Below are 18,995 nucleotides of genomic sequence, written 5' to 3'. Positions count from 1 at the left end.
TCCGCGCCCACGCCTCCTGATGACTTCTTTCTACCGGTTCTTCCTCTTCTGTAACGAACTCACCACCACCTGGGTGGCACTCGCCTGCTTCGCCTTCATCGGCGCCGTCCTGCCTGCGCCCACGTGGGCACAGGTGGCGGCCAATCAGTTGCCCACCGGCGGCAGTGTCGTGGCCGGCTCGGCATCCCTGACACAAGACGCCGCCGTGCTGAATATCAACCAGTCCACCGCCCGCGCCGCCATCGACTGGGCCACCTTCAACGTCGGCAGTGCCGCCCAAGTTAACTTCAACCAGCCGTCCAGCAGCAGCGTTACCCTCAACCGCGTACTCGACAGCAACCCCAGCCAGATTTTTGGCCGCATCACCGCACCGGGGCAGGTTTTTCTCACCAATCCCAATGGCGTGGTCTTTGCCCCCGGCGCGAGTGTCGATGTGGGCGGACTCGTCGCCACCACCCACCGCATCGGCGTCGATGACTTCATGGCCGGGGGTACCACCTTTGAGCGCAACGGAGCGACGGGCAGCGTGAGCAACGCTGGCGAACTGAGGGCTGCGCTGGGCGGCTACATCGCGCTGCTGGCGCCGGACGTGCGCAACGACGGTGTTATCATTGCCCAGTCCGGTACCGTGGCGCTGGCTTCGGGTGAAGCCATTAGCCTTAACTTCGCCGGAAACGGGACGCTGGCCGGCCTGACCGCCACCCCGAGCCAGATCGCCGCGCTGGTGGAAAACAACAACGCCGTGCTCGCCCCCGGTGGCCTGATCATCCTCTCGGCGCAGGCTGTCAGCAGCCTGCAGGGTGGCGTCATCCGCCACAGCGGCACCCTCTCGGCCAGCAGCCTCACTGAAAAGGGCGGGCGCATCTGGCTCGAAGGCGATGACATCAGCCTGACCAGCAGCAGCCAGATCACGGCGACGGGAGCCACCGGCGGTGGCGAGGTCTTGGTGGGCGGCGACTGGATGGGCGGTGGCACGCTCAAACACGCCAAAGTCGTCACCATGGAGGCCGGTGCCAGCATTGATGCCAGCGCGATTACCAACGGCGATGGCGGCAAGGTGGTGTTGTGGTCCGATGACTATACCGGCTTCCACGGCACCATCGCGGCAACGAGTGGCATAAGCAGCGGCGACGGCGGCCAGGTCGAAACCTCCAGCTACAATATCCTGCAAGCCTTTGGCACTGTGGACACCTCGGCCAGCGCCGGGCAGGCAGGCAACTGGTTGCTCGACCCGCGCAACGTCACCATCGCTGCCAGTGGAGCGAGTGGCACCGCGTATTCCAGTACTTTCACCCCGACCGCCACCTCGACGATTCTGGCCAGCAGCATCGTCACCAGCCTCAACGCCGGCACCAGCGTCACCATCACCACCGGCAGCACGGGGACCGATGCCGGCGATATCACCGTTGCCAGCGCCATTGCCACCGGCACCGCCGCCGGTACGCGCACCCTCACTCTCACCGCCGCTGGGGCCATCGCCGTCAATGCCAACATCTCGAACTCCACCGGTACGCTCAATCTTGTGCTCAACGCCGGCGGCACCATCGACGGTACCGGAGCGATCAGCGGCACCGGCACCACCACCTTTAACCCGGGCACCAGCGGCGGCGAGTACAGCGGCAACATCAGCAAGACCAACGTCATCAAGGAGGGTAGCGGCAGGCTGATGTTAAGCGGTAACAACACCTATACCGGCACGACGACGATCAACGACGGCAGAATACGCCTGGGGAGTACCACCGCGCTGGGGACCACCGCGAGCGGAACAACGATCGCAACGGGCGCGGCGCTCGACCTCAACGGCGTTACCTTGAGTACCGCTGAGGCTTTGACCCTCAATGGCAACTGGCTGGACAATGGTACTGAGGTCGGTGCACTGCACAATGATTCGTCAACCACCGCCACCTACAGCGGTCCAATTACGTTAGGTAGTGACTCCAGTATCGCCAGTTTGACTGGAAACATCACGCTTTCCGGTACCATCGCTACCGCTGGTTTCGACCTTTCGGTACGGGGTAGTGAAAATGGCACCGTATCCGGCATCATCAGTGGCAGCGGTTCGCTAATAAAACTTGGCGCAGGCACCTGGACTTTGGGCGCAGCAAACACGTATACCGGCGCCACCACGATCAGTAACGGTACGCTGGCACTGAACAGTACCGGCACGATTGAAAGCAGTTCGGGTGTCGACGTCGGAAGCGGTGACACTTTTAGTATCGCCGGCAACAAGACCATCGACTCGCTCACCGGCAGCGGCACCACCGATCTGGGCAGCAACACCCTGACGATCGGTGATGCCTCCAATAGATCTGCCACCTACAGCGGCATCATCAGTGGCACGGGGGGCGATATCACCAAGGCCGGTACGGGCACGCTGACGCTCTCTGGGGCCAACACCTTCACCGGCGGCACGGCCCTCAATGCCGGCACGCTGAACCTCGGCTCCTCGGGTGCGATCGGCAGCAGTGGCACGATCAGTTTTGGCGGTGGCATCTTGCAGTACAGCAGTGCAAACACCACCGACTACTCCAGCCGTTTCAGCACGGCCTCCAGCCAGCTCTACAACGTGGATACCAACGGTCAGAGCGTCACCTGGGCCAGCGCACTCACGAGCAGCGGCGGCACACTCACCAAGGCGGGCACGGGCACCCTGACACTGGGTGGTGTGAACACCTATACCGGTGCCACCACGATCAGCGCGGGAACGCTGGCGCTGAACAGCACGGGTACGATTGCGAGCAGTTCAGGGATTACCAACAACAGTGCCTTCAGTATCGGCGGTAACAAAACCATCGATTCGATGACTGGTAGCGGCACCACCGCGCTCGGCAGCAACACCCTGACCATCGGTGATGCCACCAATACCTCAGCCACCTACAGCGGCATCATCAGTGGCACGGGCGGACTGACCAAGGCTGGTACAGGCACGCTGACACTGTCGGGGGTCAATACCTTTACCGGCCTGACCACCATCAGTGAAGGCATACTGGCCGCGACTCATAGCAGTGCGCTCGGCACCAGTGCCGGCGGCGTCACCATTGCCGCCGGCGCAGCCCTCCAACTCTCCGGCGGCATCACCCTGGCGGACGCCATCTCCATCGTCGGCGGCACCAGTATTCGCAACTTGTCGGGCAACAATACCCTCACCGGTCTCATCACCCTGACGAATGACACAATAATCCAGAGCGACGCTGGTATGCTGACCCTCAACCCGACCTCGGGTAGCGCCATCACAGGAGTCGTCTTCTTGCGCTTCAACGGGGCCGGCGATATCACCGTCAGTGACCCGCTTACCATCGGCAAACTCTTCATGCTCGGTACGGGCACCCTGACCCTATCTGGGGCCAACACCTACACCGGCGGGACGGAGCTCAGTGCCGGCACGCTCAACCTCGGCTCCTCGGGCGCGCTCGGCAGCAGTGGCACGATCACTTTTGGCGGTGGCACATTGCAGTACAGCAGTGCAAACATCACCGACTATTCCAGCCGTTTCAGCACTGACGCCAGCCAGCAATACAAAGTGGACACCAACGGTCAGAGCGTCACCTGGGCCAGCGCACTCACGAGCAGCGGCGGCACTCTCACCAAGGCGGGCACGGGCACCCTGACACTGGGTGGTGTGAACACCTATACCGGTGCCACCACGATCAGCGCAGGAACGCTGGGCCTGAACAGCACGGGCACGATTGCGAGCAGCTCCGGCGTCGCCAACAGCGGCAACTTCACCATCGCCGGCAACAAGATCATCGATTCGATGACCGGTAGCGGCACCACCGAGCTCGGCAGCAACACCCTGACGATCGGTGATGCCACCAATACCTCAGCCACCTATAGCGGCATCATCAGCGGCACGGGCGGCCTCACCAAGGCAGGTACAGGCACGCTGACACTGTCGGGGGGCAATACCTTTACCGGAGCCACCACCATCAGCGCGGGCACGCTGGCCCTGAACAGCACGGGCACGATTGCCACCAGCTCTGGCGTCGCTAACAGCGGCAACTTCACCATCGCCGGCAACAAGATCATCGACTCGATGACCGGCAGCGGCACCACCGCGCTCAGCAGCTTCACTCTCACCATCGGTGATGCCGACAATCGGGACGCCACCTACAGCGGCATCATCAGCGGCGGGGGCGGGTTGACCAAGGCCGGTACAGGCACGCTGACACTGTCGGGAGCGAACACCTTTACCGGCGCGACCACCATCAGTACGGGCACGCTCAAACTAGGTAGTACAGCAGCGCTAGGAACCATCGACGGTAGCACCACGGTCGCCTCCGGCGCGGCGCTCGACCTGAATGGCTTTACCTTGAGCACGGCAGAGGCCTTGACCCTCAATGGCACCGGAGTTTCCAGTGGCGGTGCCCTGACCAACAGCTCGGCCACCGCCGCCACCTATAGCGGCCTCATCACCCTGGGCAGCACCAGCAGTATCGTGGCCAGCAGCGGAAACATCGTGCTGTCCAATACCGGCACGATCACCGGTTCGGGTTTCGGGCTCACGCTGGACGGCACCGCGACAGGCAGTAGTTTGGCGAGCATTATTGGTACCGGCGCCGGCACCTTGACCAAAGCGGGTTCGGGCACCTGGACGCTCTCGGGGGCCAACACCTTTACCGGCCTAACCACTATCAGCGTGGGCACGCTCAAACTGGGCAGTACCGCCGCGCTGGGGACAACCGCGGGCGGAACCTCCGTTACCTCGGGTGCGGCGCTCGACCTGAATGGCTTTACCTTGAGCACGGCTGAGGCCTTGACCCTCAATGGCACCGGAGTTTCCAGTGGCGGCGCGCTGACCAACAGCTCGGCCACCTCCGCCACCTACAGCGGCCTCATCACGCTCGGCAGCACCAGCAGTATCGTGGCCAGCAGCGGAAATATCGTCTTATCCAACACCGGCACGATCACCGGGTCGGGTTTCGGGCTCACGCTGGACGGCACCGCGACAGGCAGTAGTTTGGCGAGCATCATTGGTACCGGCGCCGGCACCTTGACCAAAGCGGGTTCGGGCACCTGGACGCTCTCGGGTATCAACACCTTTACCGGCGCCACCACCATCAGCGTGGGAACGCTGGCCCTGAACAGCACCGGCACGATTGCCACGAGTTCCGGCGTGGCCAATAGCGGCAACTTCACCATCGCCGGCAGCAAGACCATCGATTCGATGACCGGCAGCGGCACCACCGATCTGGGGGCCAGCAACACACTGACCATTGGGGATGCCAGTAATACCTCTGCGACCTACAGCGGCATCATCAGCGGCACGGGCGGCCTCACCAAAGCAGGCACGGGCACGCTGACCTTGGGCGGCGTCAATACCTTTACCGGCTCAACCACCATCAGTGCGGGAACGCTGGCCCTGGACAGCACCGGCACGATTGCTGACAGTTCTGGCGTTACCAACAACGGTTCATTCACAATCGGTGCAAACAAGGTTATCCAAGTTCTGAACGGCAGCGGCAGCATCAACCTGAATTCGCACACCTTGACCCTTGGGTCTAGCGGCACTAATTCAATCTTCAGCGGTGTTATAAGTGGTACAGGCGGAATAGCTAAGGTCGGCTTTACCGGTCTGACCCTAAGTGGTGCGAACACCTATAGCGGTGCCACCACCATCAGCCAAGGTGATTTGTATTTGAACACTAACAACAGCCTGAGCGATTCCACAGCTGTATCGGTAAGTAGTGGCTCCTTCTTTGTACTTTTAAATAACTTCAGCGATACGGTAGGCAGCATTGAAGGTGCAGGCACTATTAACCTAGGGACGGGCACGCTGACGGTGGGCAGCAACAACACCAGCACGACATTTAGCGGAATAATCCAAGAAACGGGCAGTCTTGTAAAAAGCGGCACGGGCACCCTGACACTGGGCGGGGTTAACCTCTTTACCGGCGCCACCACCATCAGCGCGGGCACGCTGGCCTTGGACAGCACCGGCACGATTGCCACCAGTTCCGGCGTGGCCAATAGCGGCAACTTCAGCATCGCCGGCAACAAGACCATCGACTCGATGACCGGCAGCGGCACCACCGCACTGGGGAGCAACACGCTGACCATCGGTGATAGCAGCAATACGACGGCCACTTACAACGGCATCATCAGCGGCACCGGCGGCATCACGAAAGTAGGCGCGGGTAGCTTGATCCTGACTGGCAATAACACCTTCAGCGGCACGACGACCATCACTGCCGGTTCGTTATCGGTGGGAAATGCTGGTACTTCGGGAACGCTGGGGAGTGGTCTGGTAACCAATAACGCCAGTCTGATCTACTCTCGTTCGGATAGTGTCAGCTTAAGTGCCCTGAGCGGGAATGTGTCGGGCACGGGTAACCTGACGGCAACCATTCAAGGTGCTTTGCTTGTGGATCGCACGATCACTCTATCCGGTGCCAGCAGCTCCATCTTGCTGACTGCGGGATACAACACAGCAGCCGGAACAGCTACCGGTGGGGATGTGACGATCACCAGTCCTGTCACGACCACCAGCGGCGGGAAAATCACGGTATTTTCCGGCAATGCCGACACCGCGAACTTGAGCGCCCAGATGAGTGGCGCGACCGGCGCTACGAAATTTAAAACCTATAACGCCAGCAATGCGTCCCTGTCAGGGGCGGTTGCCGGCACGCGAAATTTTTATTACCGCGTAAATCCTAGCTTAAGTATCAGCGGCTTAACCGCTAGCAAAACCTATGATGGGACGACCAGCGCGACCAGCTCGCTGTCGGGTGGTACGCTCAGCGGCGCTCTAGATGGAGACAGTTATACGTTGGCGGATTTGTCCCTCAGTTCCGCCACCTACAGCACTAAAGATGTCGGCAGCCGAACGCTCGATGCCGCTTACTCGTTCACGGCGGGAACCAATGGCGGCTTTTTTGTCAGTGGCTATGGCGTGAATGCCTTTTCGGGCGCGGGGGCCGGAACCATAGCGGCCAAAGCGCTTAGCCTCACCGCCAGCAACGCGACCAAGACTTATGGCGACACACAAAGCTTTGCAGGCACCGAATTCACCTCCAGCGGCTTAGTCACGGGTGAGACCATCGGCAGCGTCACACTGACCAACAGCGGAGGGGGTGCGACGGCCAACGTTAATAGCTACGCCATCACCCCGAGCGCAGCCACCGGCGGCACGTTCACGGATAGCAACTACGCCATTTCGTACGTCAACGGCAGCCAGACGGTTAACCCCCGTGTGATCAACCTCACGGGAAGCCGCCAGTACGACGGCACCACCACGCTCGCCAACGGCATCTTTACTCTGGGCAACCTCGCCAACAGCGAAACTCTGGCCCTGACCGGCAGCGGCAGCATGGCCGACAAGCATATTGGCACCGGCAAGACCGTGACCCTGGGCACTCTGGCGCTGGGCAATGGCACCGGCGCGGCCAGCAACTACACCTTCACGGGCGGCACGCATGTCACGGACATCACCGTTGCGCCGATCACGCTGACCACCAGCGCCGTCACCAAGACCTACGATGGCACCACCAGCGCGGTCGGAGCGCTTGCGGTGAGCAGCGGCACGCTGTTTGGCAGTGATGCGATTTCTGGTGGCAGCTTTGCCTTTAACACGGCCACTGCAGGCGTTGGCAACAAGACCGTTACCGTCAGCGGCGCCACCCTCAACGACAACAATGGCGGGAGTAACTATACGATTAGCTACGCCGCCAACACCACCAGCACGATTAACAAGGCGACGCTGACCGCCCGTGCGGATAACGATGCGCGGTTCTTTAGCCAGACGGACACCGCCGGCTACAAAGACGTGAGCTATGCTGGCTTTGTGGCCGGCGAAGGGTCCGGCGTACTCGGCGGCACGCTGGCCATTGCGCGCAGCGGCCTGACCGGCGATGGCAGCGCCGACGCGGCGGGCAGTTATGCGCTGACACCCTCGGGCCTGACCTCTGCCAACTATGACATCAGCTTCCAGACCGGCACCTACACCATCGTCCCAGCCGTGTCAGTTGTTGGTGACGGTCGGCGACGTTGCGATGACCTACGGAGCCGCCAATCCGAGCTATAGCATTACCAGCGCGGCCTATATGGCCGGTGGCAACGCCATCACCACTTTGACGCCGACAGGCAGTGGCGACACGTTTGTCGCCGACGGGGTCACCTTCACGATTTCGCCCAATGGCGCGACGACCAGTGGCGCGGGCAAGACGGTTGCGGGCAGCTATCAACTCGGCGGCAGTGTCACGGCGGGCAGCACCGGCAATTTCAGCAACACCCTGGTGGTCACGGGTGCACTTAACATCGACAAAAAGGCACTGACCGCCTCCGCCACCGGCGTCACCAAGACCTACGATGGCACCACCTCCATGGCAGGGGTTTCCATCGGTCTGACGGGCAATGAAACGGGCGACGCCGTCACCATCAGCGGCGCGGGCAGCTTCAGTCAGGCCAACGCCGGCAGCAGCCTCGGCTATACGCTGAGCAACCTGGCTTTGGCCGGTGCGGATGTAGGCAACTACCTGCTTACGGGCGGCAGCAGCTTCAGCGGCAGCGATGGCGTGATCAACAAGGCCAGCGCCACGGTCACCGCCAACAGCAGCACGGTCACCTACAACGCGCAGGCGCAGAGTGTCACCGGCTTTAGCGTCAGCGGACTGGTCAACAGTGAAACCCTTTCCGTGCTGAGCGGGGTCAGCACCAGCGGCGGCAGCGGCACCAACGCCGCCACCTATGCTCACACCGCCAGCGGTACGGATACAAACTACAACCTGAGCTTCACTGCCGGCAGCTTGGTGATCAATCGCGCCGCCCTTACGCTGACCACCAGCAACGTCACCAAGACCTACGACGGCAGCACCAGTGCGGCGGGCACGGCAACGGTGAGCAGCGGCACGCTGTTTGGCACGGATGCGATTTCGGGCGGCAGCTTTGCCTTCACCACGGCCAACGCAGGCGCTGGCAACAAGACCGTCACCGTGAGCGGTGTTACCCTGAGCGACGGCAACAGTGGCAACAACTACACGGTTACCCACGCCGCCAACACCACCAGTACGATCAACCAGGCGGCCCTCAGCGTCACCGCCAGCAACGCCACCAAGACCTATGGCGATACGCAAAATTTTGCCGGCACGGAATTCACCTCCAGCGGCCTGGTGAATAGCGAAACCATCGGCAGCGTTACCTTGAGCAGTAGCGGCGCAGCGGCTACGGCCAACGTCGCCAGCTATGCGATTGCCGCGAGTGCGGCCACCGGCGGCACCTTCACGAACAGTAATTACGCTATCACCTATAATAATGGCAGTCTGACGGTTGACCCCCGTGTGATCAGCCTCACGGGCAGCCGCCAGTACGAGGGCACGACAGCACTTGCCAGCACCGTCTTTACGCTGGGCAACCTCGCCAACAGCGAGACCCTGAGCCTGAGTGGCAGCGGCAGCATGGCCAACAAGCATGTCGGCACCGGCAAAGCGGTCACCCTGGGCACGCTCGCGCTCTTGGACGGCACCGGAGGTAGCGCGGGGCTCGCCAGCAACTACACCTTCACCGGCGGCACGCACACGGTCGACATCAGCGCCGCCCCCATCACGTTGACCACCAGCGCGGTCACCAAGACCTACGACGGCGCCACCAGTGCGGCCGGTAGCGCGACGGTGGGCAGCGGTACGCTGTTCAGCGGGGATACGATTTCGGGCGGCAGTTTTGCCTTCGCCGATGCCAACGCGGGCACGGGCAACAAGACGGTGAGCGTGAGCGGCATCAGCCTCGACGACGGCAACAGTGGCAACAACTACACGATTACCCAAGCCGCCAACACCACCAGCACCATCAGCAGGCGTGCGATCGATCTGACCGGGACTCGCCAGTACGACGGCACCACCAGTCTGGCCAACGGCGTTTTTAGCCTAGGCAACCTCGTGGGGACGGAAACCTTGGTTCTGAGCGGCACCGGCAGTGTGGCCAACAAACATGTCGGCACGGGCAAGGCGGTGAGCGTGGGGAGTCTTGCGCTGGGCAATGGGGCGAATGGCGGGCTGGCCAACAACTACACGTTTACCGGTGGCACGCTCACCAGCGACATCACGGCTGCGCCGATCACGCTGACCACCAGCAACGTCACCAAGACCTACGACGGCACCACCACGGCGTTTGGCACGGCGACGGTGAGCAGCGGCACGCTGTTCACCGGGGACACGCTCTCGGGAGGCAGCTTTGCCTTTAACACGGCCACTGCGGGCGCTGGCAACAAGACCGTGACCGTGAGCGGCGTTACCCTCAGCGACGGCAACAGTGGCGGCAATTACACGGTGAGTTTCGCCGCCAACACCACCAGCACGATCAACCAGGCGGCGCTCTCCATCACCGCCAACAAGGACGCCAAATTCGTCACCCAGGCTGATGGAGCCACCTATAAGGGCGTCAGCTACAACGGCTTTGTCAGTGGCGAAGATAGCTCAGCCCTTGGCGGCACGCTGGCGATTAGCCGCAGCAACAGTGGCGTAAACACCGCCGGCACCTACAGCGGCGTCCTCGTCGCCTCCGGTTTCAGCTCTAGCAACTACAGCCTCAGCTACACCGCCGGCGACTACACGATCGTTGCGGCCGACCAACTGCTGGTCACCGTCGGCAATGTCAGCAACACCTACGGCACCGCTACCACTTATGGCGTCACCAGTGCCCAATACCTTGCCAGTGACAATACGACCATCGTCGACCTCACCAGCAACCTCAGCGCGATCGGTAACGCCATCACGCTCACCGACGGCAGCGGAGGCACGGCAACCTTTACGCTGGCACCCCAAGGTGCAGCCACCTCGGGTGCTGGGTTTGTCAAAGTAGGCAGCTATCAATTGGCAACCAGCGGCACGGTGACCGAAAACAGTGGCAACTTTAGCAACGCCATCACGGTGGTCGGTGCACATCAGGTGAGTGCAAAAGACCTCACCGCCTCCGCTAGCGGTGTCACCAAAACCTACGATGGCACGAACTCAATGACGGGGCTAACCATCGGCCTGACTGGCAAGGAAACCAACGACGTTGTCACTGTCAGTGGTTCTGGCAGCTTCAGCCAGGCCAATGCGGCCAGTGGTCTAGGCTACACCCTGAGCAATTTGACTTTGGCGGGTGCGGATGCAGGCAACTACCTGCTCACGAGCGGCAGCAGCTTCAGCGGCAGCGATGGCGTTATCAACAAGGCCAACGCCACGGTGTCGGCCAACAGCGATACCCAGACCTACAACGGTCTGGCGCAGAGCGTTACGGGCTTTACCGCCAGCGGCCTGGTCAATGGTGAGACGATTGCGGTGCTCAGCGGGGTCAGCACCACGGGTGGCAGCGGCACCAACGCCGGCAGCTACACCCACACCGCCAGCGGCACGGATGCGAACTACAACCTGAGCTTCAATGCCGGCAGCTTGGTGATCAACAAGGCCAACGCCACGGTGTCGGCCAACAGCGATACCAAGGCTTTTAATGGTCTGGTGCAAAGCGTCACGGGGTTCACCGCCAGTGGACTGGTCAACGGTGAGACGCTTGCGGTGCTCAGCGGTGTCAGCACCACGGGTGGCAGCGGAATCAACTCCGGCAGCTACACCCACACCGCCAGCGGTACGGATGCGAACTACAACCTGAGCTTCAATGCCGGCAGCCTGACGATTGATCCAGCGCCACCGGTCGTGGTTCCTCCGGTCGTTGCATCACCGCTGGCTCCGGGTGGGACCAACCCGCCAGCCCCGTCGGTGAGCGGGAGCAGTGGAACGCAAACCGGTGGCTTCAGCGGTCCCATCCAGAATACCAGTCCGGAGACGGTTATCACCCTGAGTAGTGGCGGTGCCGGCGAAGTCAGTGAGGTTACCGGTCCCGGCCAGGTTGGCGCGGGAGGCATCTCGATTTCGCTCAATACGGATTCGCAGGGCAACGCGGGTGGCGGCGTGCAGGGCGATATCGTGACGGTGTCGGTGCCAAAGGCGATGGCGACGGCTGGGAGCGGCTTCAGTTTCGCGTTACCGGCCCAGGTCCGTGAAGCCTTGGGGACGGGTGCGATTACGGTATCGCTGGCGGACGGAAGTCCGGTGCCGGACTGGATGCAATTCAACCCGGAAACCCGTCGCTTCGAGGCGGGCGCGGTGCCGGATGGGGGACTGCCCCTGCAGGTGCTGATCCGTTCGGGCAATCGGCAGTTGCTGATCGTGATTTCCGAGCGGGCGGAATAAGCGCAAGGGGCCGCCTGGAGAACGGATGCAGCCAAGGCCGTTTAGCCTCAATGCCGGCAAGGCGTGCTTTAACTCGGCCAATCGGCATCGGACCGAGAACGAGTAAGATTAAGAGAACGAGAACGATACGAAATTCAGAGGTGCCACTAGCATGCTGATTGGTGGAAGGGGATTGGATCGTTCTCGTTCTCTTACTCGTTCTCGTTCGTCAGGGGATCGGGTGATGGCCGGACCGACGCACTCTTCCCTGCCAACCGCAACCCCGCTTCAGCAGGCAAGTTACTTATCATGAGCACCACCCGAGCCATGCCTTACCGGCATTGAGGTTAACCCCAATGCCTGTAAGGCATTCATAAAAGTACCATAACCGACACAGCAGCAATCCCAAGGGCGAGACGCCCATGCCACGTCAATCCCATGGGCGGGACGCCCATGCTACGTCCGGACGGGGCCGAGTGCCTTGGGCGTCCCGCCCTTTCATCGGCTCGTAACGTGGCATGGGCGTCTCGCCCATGGTCTTGATTTAGAGGCGATTAAATCTATCTTGGCCATTCCTTACTGGCATTGAGGTTAACCCTTATAGTCCGGCCGCAGCGCCGCGAGATCGGGGTCGGTGGCCGCCTCGGACTTCCAGGCGGGTTCGCGGGCGAACACCAATTTGAGTCGGCGCATGGCTTCGGGCAGGTCGCCCAGCAGACAATAGTAGCAGGCCAAGTTGTAACCGACCAACGGGCTGGGCTGCGCGATGGCACGCTCGCCGCGCAGGAGCACATCGCGGGCGGCGCTGATGTGCTGTTGCTCGCGCAAGGCATAGGCCCAGGCGATCCACGGGCGCTCCTGCTTGGGGTCGAGCTCCGTGGCTTGGTGGGCGAGCAGAGGCACTTCGTCCCAGTACTCCTCGAGCATGGCGATTTCGAGGCGGGCGGGCAGGCTGTCGGCGTGTTGCAACTCGGCCGGGCTGAGAAAGGCCAACTCCTCGCGGGCCGCCGTGCCCAGCCCCAGGGCGATAAAGCCGAGAGCGTAGTCGATGTGTTTGCGGGCGGAAATCACGCGGCCGCCAGCAAAACCCCGCTGCCAGCCGGCCGCCACCTCAAAAAGCAGCCCTCAGCCGCCACGCTGCACTATTCGTTTAACCGATCCCAACGTTGCCGCTCCGGCCGCTGGAGCGCTCCGTCCGCCCGTTCAGCTTAATGTCCTAGGAGTACGTCAAGCTCCTGGTCATCAAGCGCCTCACGCACCACCAGAAGCGCCAGCGTTTTGGCCACATACACCCGGGTTTCGAGCGGGAGCGATTCGGCGATTTCGCCATAAGTTTGGGCGTCGGCCGCCTTGAGGCTGCGGCGCACGTAGCCCTCACCGGCGTTGTAAGCGGCCAAGGCGAGCGACCAAGAATCGAATTTGCCGTAAAGGTGGCGCAAATGAACCGCCGCAGCGCGGGCGTTTTTGCGGGGATCATCGCGTTCGTCCTGGGGCTGCAACCGAAGCCCGAGCTCCCGTGCGGTGTAGGGCATGAGTTGAAACAGCCCCCGCGCACCGCTCGCGTTCAAAGCCCGCGGATCAAAGTTCGATTCGGCCTCGGCCAGCCAAACGAGTTCCTCGGGCAATCCCTCTGCGGCGAAGATTTTCTTGAGATCACTCAAATAAGTTTGGGCGCGGCGCGGCCGCGGACTGTCGATCAACAGCGCCACCCACGCCTTATAAAGCGGAATATCGACATCGGAGGGCCGAATGCCCGGGTCGGGGGCGCGCGGAGGCGGTGGTCGGGTAAACACGATCTCAACCATGCGCGCGGAGTGCGGAGGCGCCGTTTCGGCGGCCGGACCAACGGCAAAATCAACCCGCGCATCCCCATCATAAACAGATTTTTCCGGCATTAAACGCACGCGGTGGGGCGCCGCCCGGAAAGAGGGAAATATCAACGGCCCGACGCCCCGTTCGCCACCCGCGTCGGAGCCCGCTTCCAGCAGGGTCGGGCTGAGCTCAAAAACACCGCCCTCGCGCCCCGAAGCCGCGCCCAACCGCGCCCCTCCCAAGGGCGTTGGCGTAAAGGTGGATGCAAGCGCACAGGCGGCCGCTAGGCCAAGCAGGGGCAAGAGGTATACCCGAGAGCGCATCCTTTCGTAGACCGCTAAATCGGCCGGTGGTAACGGCACCGGGATTCCACCGCCGATTCATTGAACAGCTAAACACCTGAATACTAACAAAGGAGCGGAATAAGCGGGACAAGCCCTAGGAAATCATTTTGGCTGGGTGAATGATGCCGGCCGAAACGAACCCGTCGAACCCCCAAGGGGAGGTGATTTCGCTGCGCCACTTGCAGGTGCAGGTGCTAGACAGCCCCGAGTTAAACGCCCGAGCGCAGGGGCTGCTTGAGGAGCATCACTATCTGGGCGCGGTGAAACCGGTGGGCGAGCGGCTGCTGTACGCGGTGAGCGATGCGCAGGGCACCTGGGTGGCGGTGCTGGTGTTTGCGGCGGCGGCGCTGCACCTGCGCGGCCGGGAGGCGTGGATTGGCTGGAGTGGCGAACAGCGCCGACGCCGATTGGCGCTGGTGGTCAACAACGTGCGGTTCCTGCTGCTGCCCAAGCCGGCGGTGCCCAACTTGGGCTCGGCGGTTTTGAGCCGGGTGCTCGGCCGGCTCAGTGCCGACTGGCAGTCGCGTTACGAGCACCCCGTGCTCGTCGTGGAAACCTTCGTCGACCCCGAGCGTTTTACGGGAAGTGTATACAAGGCATCCGGGTGGACCGAGTTGGGCCTGACCAAGGGCAACACGCGTAAGTCGCGCGATTACTACGAGCACCACGCCAAGCCCAAGCGCTTGTTTGTGCGCGAGCTGGAGCCCCGGGCCCGGAGAGCTCTTCAGGCAGGGCAGATCAAACCCTCGCTGGCTGCGGTGGAGGCGAAAGTTCCGGTGCGAAGTACCCTGAAGGCCCCCGATTTAATCAGCCTGGCGGAGGCCTTCCGGCAAGTGCCTGAATACCGCGCCTACATCGGGGCCTATCCCTTGCACGCGCTGCTGGCGATCACGGCGGCGGCCTATCTGGCCGGAGCACCCCGCGGCCAACGTGACCTGGCCGCTTTCGCCCGCCGGCTCTCCCCGGTCCAACGCCAAGCCCTCGGGGTGATCCGCCGCCGCGGCAAATACGGCGCTCCCAGCCAGCCCACCTTTAGTCGGCTGTTCGCCCGCGTTCAGGCCTCGCGCATCGAGGAGGTTTTACTCGCCCACCAACGTCAGGTGCGAGGCGAGCCCCCCGACAGCGAGATCGTGGTCATCGACGGCAAAGTCCCCAAGCACAGCGGCGGACAAAACGTCGTGACCGCGGTTACCTCGCCGAGCTTGTTTTATCTCGGCAGCGAGGTCGTCGCCGAAAAAAGTAACGAGATTCCCGCCGCCCGCGCCCTGTGTGAGAGACTCGATTTGGTCGATAAACTCGTGAGCCTTGATGCCCTGCATACCCAGGCGGACACCGCGCGGGCGATCGTACTGGAGCATGGCGGCGACTACCTGTTCACCGTCAAAGGCAATCAGCCCGGCTTGCAGAAAATCGTAGCAGCGCAAGTGCCCGATCCGGGCGCCCCTTTTTTGACCCGTTAAAAGATCCCGCTGCCGAGCAACGTACCACCCAGGAAAAGAAGCACCCCGTGACGCGCACCCTGGTGGCGCGCGAGTTGAGCGCGGAAAGCGCCTGCTTCCCCCTGGTGGCGCAAGCCGCGAGAATCTGCCGAAAACGCCACGGCAAGCCCACCGAGACCGTGGCGCTGATCACCAGTCGCCCCGCCGCCGAGTTGACTCCCGCCCAATGGCTGGAGGTCAACATTGCGCACTGGGGAATCAAGACCGGTTTGCATGCCCGCCTCGACGCCTCGCGCCAGGATGATCGCTGCCGATTACGCCGCCCGAACGCGGTGCGCATCCACGGCATGTTCAACCGCTGGGCCAACAGCCTGTTCATGCACTGGCGCGGTCAACGAACTAAAAAACGCCACCTTTATACCTCCGACTTTATCGCCCACATGTCCGAAAATCATGACCGTCGCGCGCTCCGCGCACTTACCTCGGTAAACTTCCCGCTATGAATCGGCGCTGCCGGGATTCCCTCGGGGCGCTTTACCGTTTGACCCTCCAAGCGGGGCGCTTAATCCCAAACCTTCTGCACGATGAATCGGGTCCATATTAAAACCTACGGCTGTCAAATGAACGAGCGCGACAGCGAGGCCGTCGCCGCGATGCTGCGCTCCCGGGGCTACCGCATCGTCACCTCGGAAGACGACTGCGACATCCTCCTTCTGAACACCTGCTCGGTGCGCGACGCCGCCGAACAAAAGGCCATCGGCAAGGCCGGTTTCGTCGCCCACCGGAAGAAAAAAGACCCCGATTTCGTACTCGGGATCCTCGGCTGCATGGCGCAGAACCGCGGGGCATCCCTGCTCGACCAGTTGCCCGACGTGGACCTGATCGTCGGCACCCAAAAATTCCATCAAGTCCCCGACTACCTCGATAACTTGCGTGCCGCCCGCGACGCCGGCGTGCCCATTGGTGAAACCATCGTCGACATCGCCGAGGAAGCCGGCTCGCAGAACACCATTAAAGACCACCTTGCGCCCGAGGCAGGCGCACTCGGCGCAGACGGCGAACAGCTTGCCCCCCAGGTCAACGCCTTCGTTTCGATCCAGCAGGGCTGCAACATGGATTGCGCCTTCTGCATCGTCCCCAAAACCCGCGGCGACGAGCGCTCGCGCCCCATGGACGACATCGTGGCCGAGTGCCGCAGCCTCGCCGCACGCGGGGTCAAGGAAGTGACCCTGCTCGGCCAAATCGTCACCAGCTACGGGCGCCGCGACTACACCCACACCGACGGCATTTCGCCGTTCGTGCAGTTGTTGGAACGCGTCAACGCGATCGACGGCATCGAGCGCATCCGCTTCACCTCGCCGCACCCGCGCGGCTTCAAGGACGACCTCGTCCAGGCCTACGGCCGCCTTTCCAAACTGTGCGAATACGTGCACCTGCCGATGCAAAGCGGCAGCGACCGCATCCTGAAGGCGATGAACCGCCCGTATTCGCGCGAACGTTACCGCGAGATCGTCGAGTCGTTGCGGGCGGTGCGCCCCGACATGTATTTCTCCACCGACATCATCGTGGGTTTCCCCGGTGAGACCGACGAGGAATTCGAGCAAACCCGCGAGCTCTTCGAGGCATGCAACTACGACATGGCTTACATTTTCAAGTATTCCATCCGTAGCGGCACGCCGGCGGCCGACATGGGCGACCAAATCCCCGACTCGGTTAAGGAGCATCGCAACGCCGTGCTATTGGACATCCTCAAAAAGAACTCCGAGCGCCGCAACGCCGCGCTGTTGGGCACGATCGAGGAAGTGCTGGTCGAAGGCCCGGACAAGACCGGCCAGCGTTTCACCGGCCGCACGCGCGGCAACCGCGTGTGCATTTTTGACGCCCACGCGCGCCTGATCGGCCAACGGGTGCCACTCAAAATCGAACGCTCCAGCGTGAGCACGCTGTACGGCGAACTGCAACTGGCCGGGGTTTGATACCGCCTCCGTCTAATCGTCCTCTTTCCTCTTTATCTTAATCTTTATCGGCCCCCTTTATCTCAATCTTTCTCAACGCCTTCTGGTTCCACACCCAAACCCTGACGAAAGAGAACGATTAAGAGAACGAGAATGAATAAATCCCCCAGCCCGTCCCCCAAATCTTTCTCTTTCCTCTTTATCTTAATCTTTCTCGTTCCTCTTTCGCTTCCCCCGTTATCCTAATCGTTCTCCCTCATGGCTGCCTTATTTGATCACGAAAAACTCAAGGCCTATCAAATGGCACTTAGGTTTGTCGCATGGGCATCCCCGTTGATCGAAAACTTGCCGTCCAAATTGTCGGCGCGTGACCAGTTGGATCGCGCCTCGACCAGCATTGCTCTGAACTTAGCCGAAGGTAACGGAAAGCGGTCCTATCCAGATCGCTGTCGTTATTTTGATATAGCCCGGGGCTCCACGGTTGAATGCGCCGCATGCTTGGATGTCTTGGTGGCCAAGGAAAAACTGAGCATCGGGGAGGCGGAAACCGGCAAAGCTATCTTGCTGGAGGTTGTCGCTATGACGGCGGGATTAATTGCCCGATTCTCCACCGCGCCACGGCCCAATCACGTTGAGGAAGAACAGACGCGCTACGGCGGGGAGTACCTGATTGATTCGGAAGACAACGAGTAAGATTAAGAGAACGAGAACGATTTAAAACCACAACCCATGTCCCTCACCCTTTCCACCCTTCTTGTCGGCCTGATATTGCTCGGGCTCGGGTTCCTGTTGCTCGTGAGCAACTCCGCCATCACGGCGATGTTCAAAGCCCTGCCGCGCTCGCAGGCCGCCGCCATCGTCTTCTTTGGCGCGGGCGCGGCGTGGTTCACCTACAACGTGGCCGGCATGTCCGCAGCCGATGTGATCGGCTTCTCCTCCTCTACCCCGTTCGTGTTCCTGTTCGCCGCGCTCGCCGTGCTCTCGTTTATCTACCTGCCGGAATTCCTCGCCGTGCGCGGCCTGAGCGTCGTCATCTTGGTCGGCTCGTGGCCACTGCTGATGTCCGCCTACGGCCGCTACGAGCTGCCGCAGCGCCTCTGCATGGTTTCGGCGCTCTACGTCGCCATCAGCGCGGCCATCTACCTGGGCGCCTCGCCGTTTCGCCTGCGGGATTTTTTCGAGTGGCTGTTCCGCACCCCGGCGCGGGCGCGCGCACTCGGGGCCGCACTTTCGGCCTACGGACTTCTCCTGGCTGGCATCGCGTTCACCTACTAATCGGCAGCGGTTAACCCCTTAACGTTTCCC

At 62.0% G+C, this 18,995-nt stretch carries 9 protein-coding genes; 7 read left to right on the top strand and 2 right to left on the bottom strand.

Annotated elements, in window-relative coordinates:
• Window positions 1-19: 19 nt before the first annotated feature.
• Both H2170_17810 and H2170_17805 read left to right on the top strand, forming a co-directional pair.
• Complete coding sequence (locus H2170_17810) at window positions 20-8,020, top strand: autotransporter-associated beta strand repeat-containing protein (protein ID MCS6301930.1); 8,001 nt, start codon at window positions 20-22, stop codon at window positions 8,018-8,020.
• Window positions 7,989-12,161 (top strand): hypothetical protein, encoded by a 4,173-nt coding sequence (locus tag H2170_17805; protein MCS6301929.1) that lies wholly within the window; start codon window positions 7,989-7,991, stop codon window positions 12,159-12,161. Before H2170_17810 ends, H2170_17805 begins: the two co-directional genes overlap by 32 nt.
• A 570-nt stretch (window positions 12,162-12,731) precedes the next feature.
• On the opposite strand, the gene H2170_17800 is transcribed toward H2170_17805, so the two are convergent.
• On the bottom strand, window positions 12,732-13,211 hold the full coding sequence (locus tag H2170_17800) for a hypothetical protein (protein MCS6301928.1): 480 nt from the start codon (window positions 13,209-13,211) through the stop codon (window positions 12,732-12,734).
• A gap of 137 nt (window positions 13,212-13,348) precedes the next feature.
• Window positions 13,349-14,254 carry a lytic transglycosylase domain-containing protein gene (locus H2170_17795; protein ID MCS6301927.1) on the bottom strand — a complete coding sequence of 302 codons (906 nt, stop codon included), beginning with the start codon at window positions 14,252-14,254 and terminating at the stop codon, window positions 13,349-13,351.
• A gap of 161 nt (window positions 14,255-14,415) precedes the next feature.
• On the opposite strand from H2170_17795, the gene H2170_17790 reads away from it, so the two are divergent.
• The 5 genes from H2170_17790 to H2170_17770 all read left to right on the top strand — a co-directional run bounded on the left by H2170_17790 (window position 14,416) and on the right by H2170_17770 (window position 18,965).
• Entirely contained in the window at window positions 14,416-15,756 is a 1,341-nt protein-coding gene (locus H2170_17790) for an ISAs1 family transposase (GenBank protein ID MCS6301926.1), read from the top strand.
• Window positions 15,757-15,803: 47 nt separating this feature from the next.
• Window positions 15,804-16,238 carry a hypothetical protein gene (locus tag H2170_17785; protein ID MCS6301925.1) on the top strand — a complete coding sequence of 145 codons (435 nt, stop codon included), beginning with the start codon at window positions 15,804-15,806 and terminating at the stop codon, window positions 16,236-16,238.
• Window positions 16,239-16,319: 81 nt separating this feature from the next.
• Window positions 16,320-17,711: a tRNA (N6-isopentenyl adenosine(37)-C2)-methylthiotransferase MiaB gene (gene miaB, locus H2170_17780; protein ID MCS6301924.1), complete on the top strand. Its 1,392-nt coding sequence runs from the start codon at window positions 16,320-16,322 to the stop codon at window positions 17,709-17,711.
• A gap of 237 nt (window positions 17,712-17,948) precedes the next feature.
• Complete coding sequence (locus H2170_17775) at window positions 17,949-18,383, top strand: four helix bundle protein (protein MCS6301923.1); 435 nt, start codon at window positions 17,949-17,951, stop codon at window positions 18,381-18,383.
• Window positions 18,384-18,419: 36 nt separating this feature from the next.
• On the top strand, window positions 18,420-18,965 hold the full coding sequence (locus H2170_17770) for a hypothetical protein (protein ID MCS6301922.1): 546 nt from the start codon (window positions 18,420-18,422) through the stop codon (window positions 18,963-18,965).
• Window positions 18,966-18,995 lie beyond the last annotated feature (30 nt).

The sequence above is a fragment of the Opitutus sp. genome (assembly GCA_024998815.1).
GTDB lineage: Bacteria > Verrucomicrobiota > Verrucomicrobiia > Opitutales > Opitutaceae > Rariglobus.
This window is presented reverse-complemented; position numbering and strand designations above follow the sequence as displayed.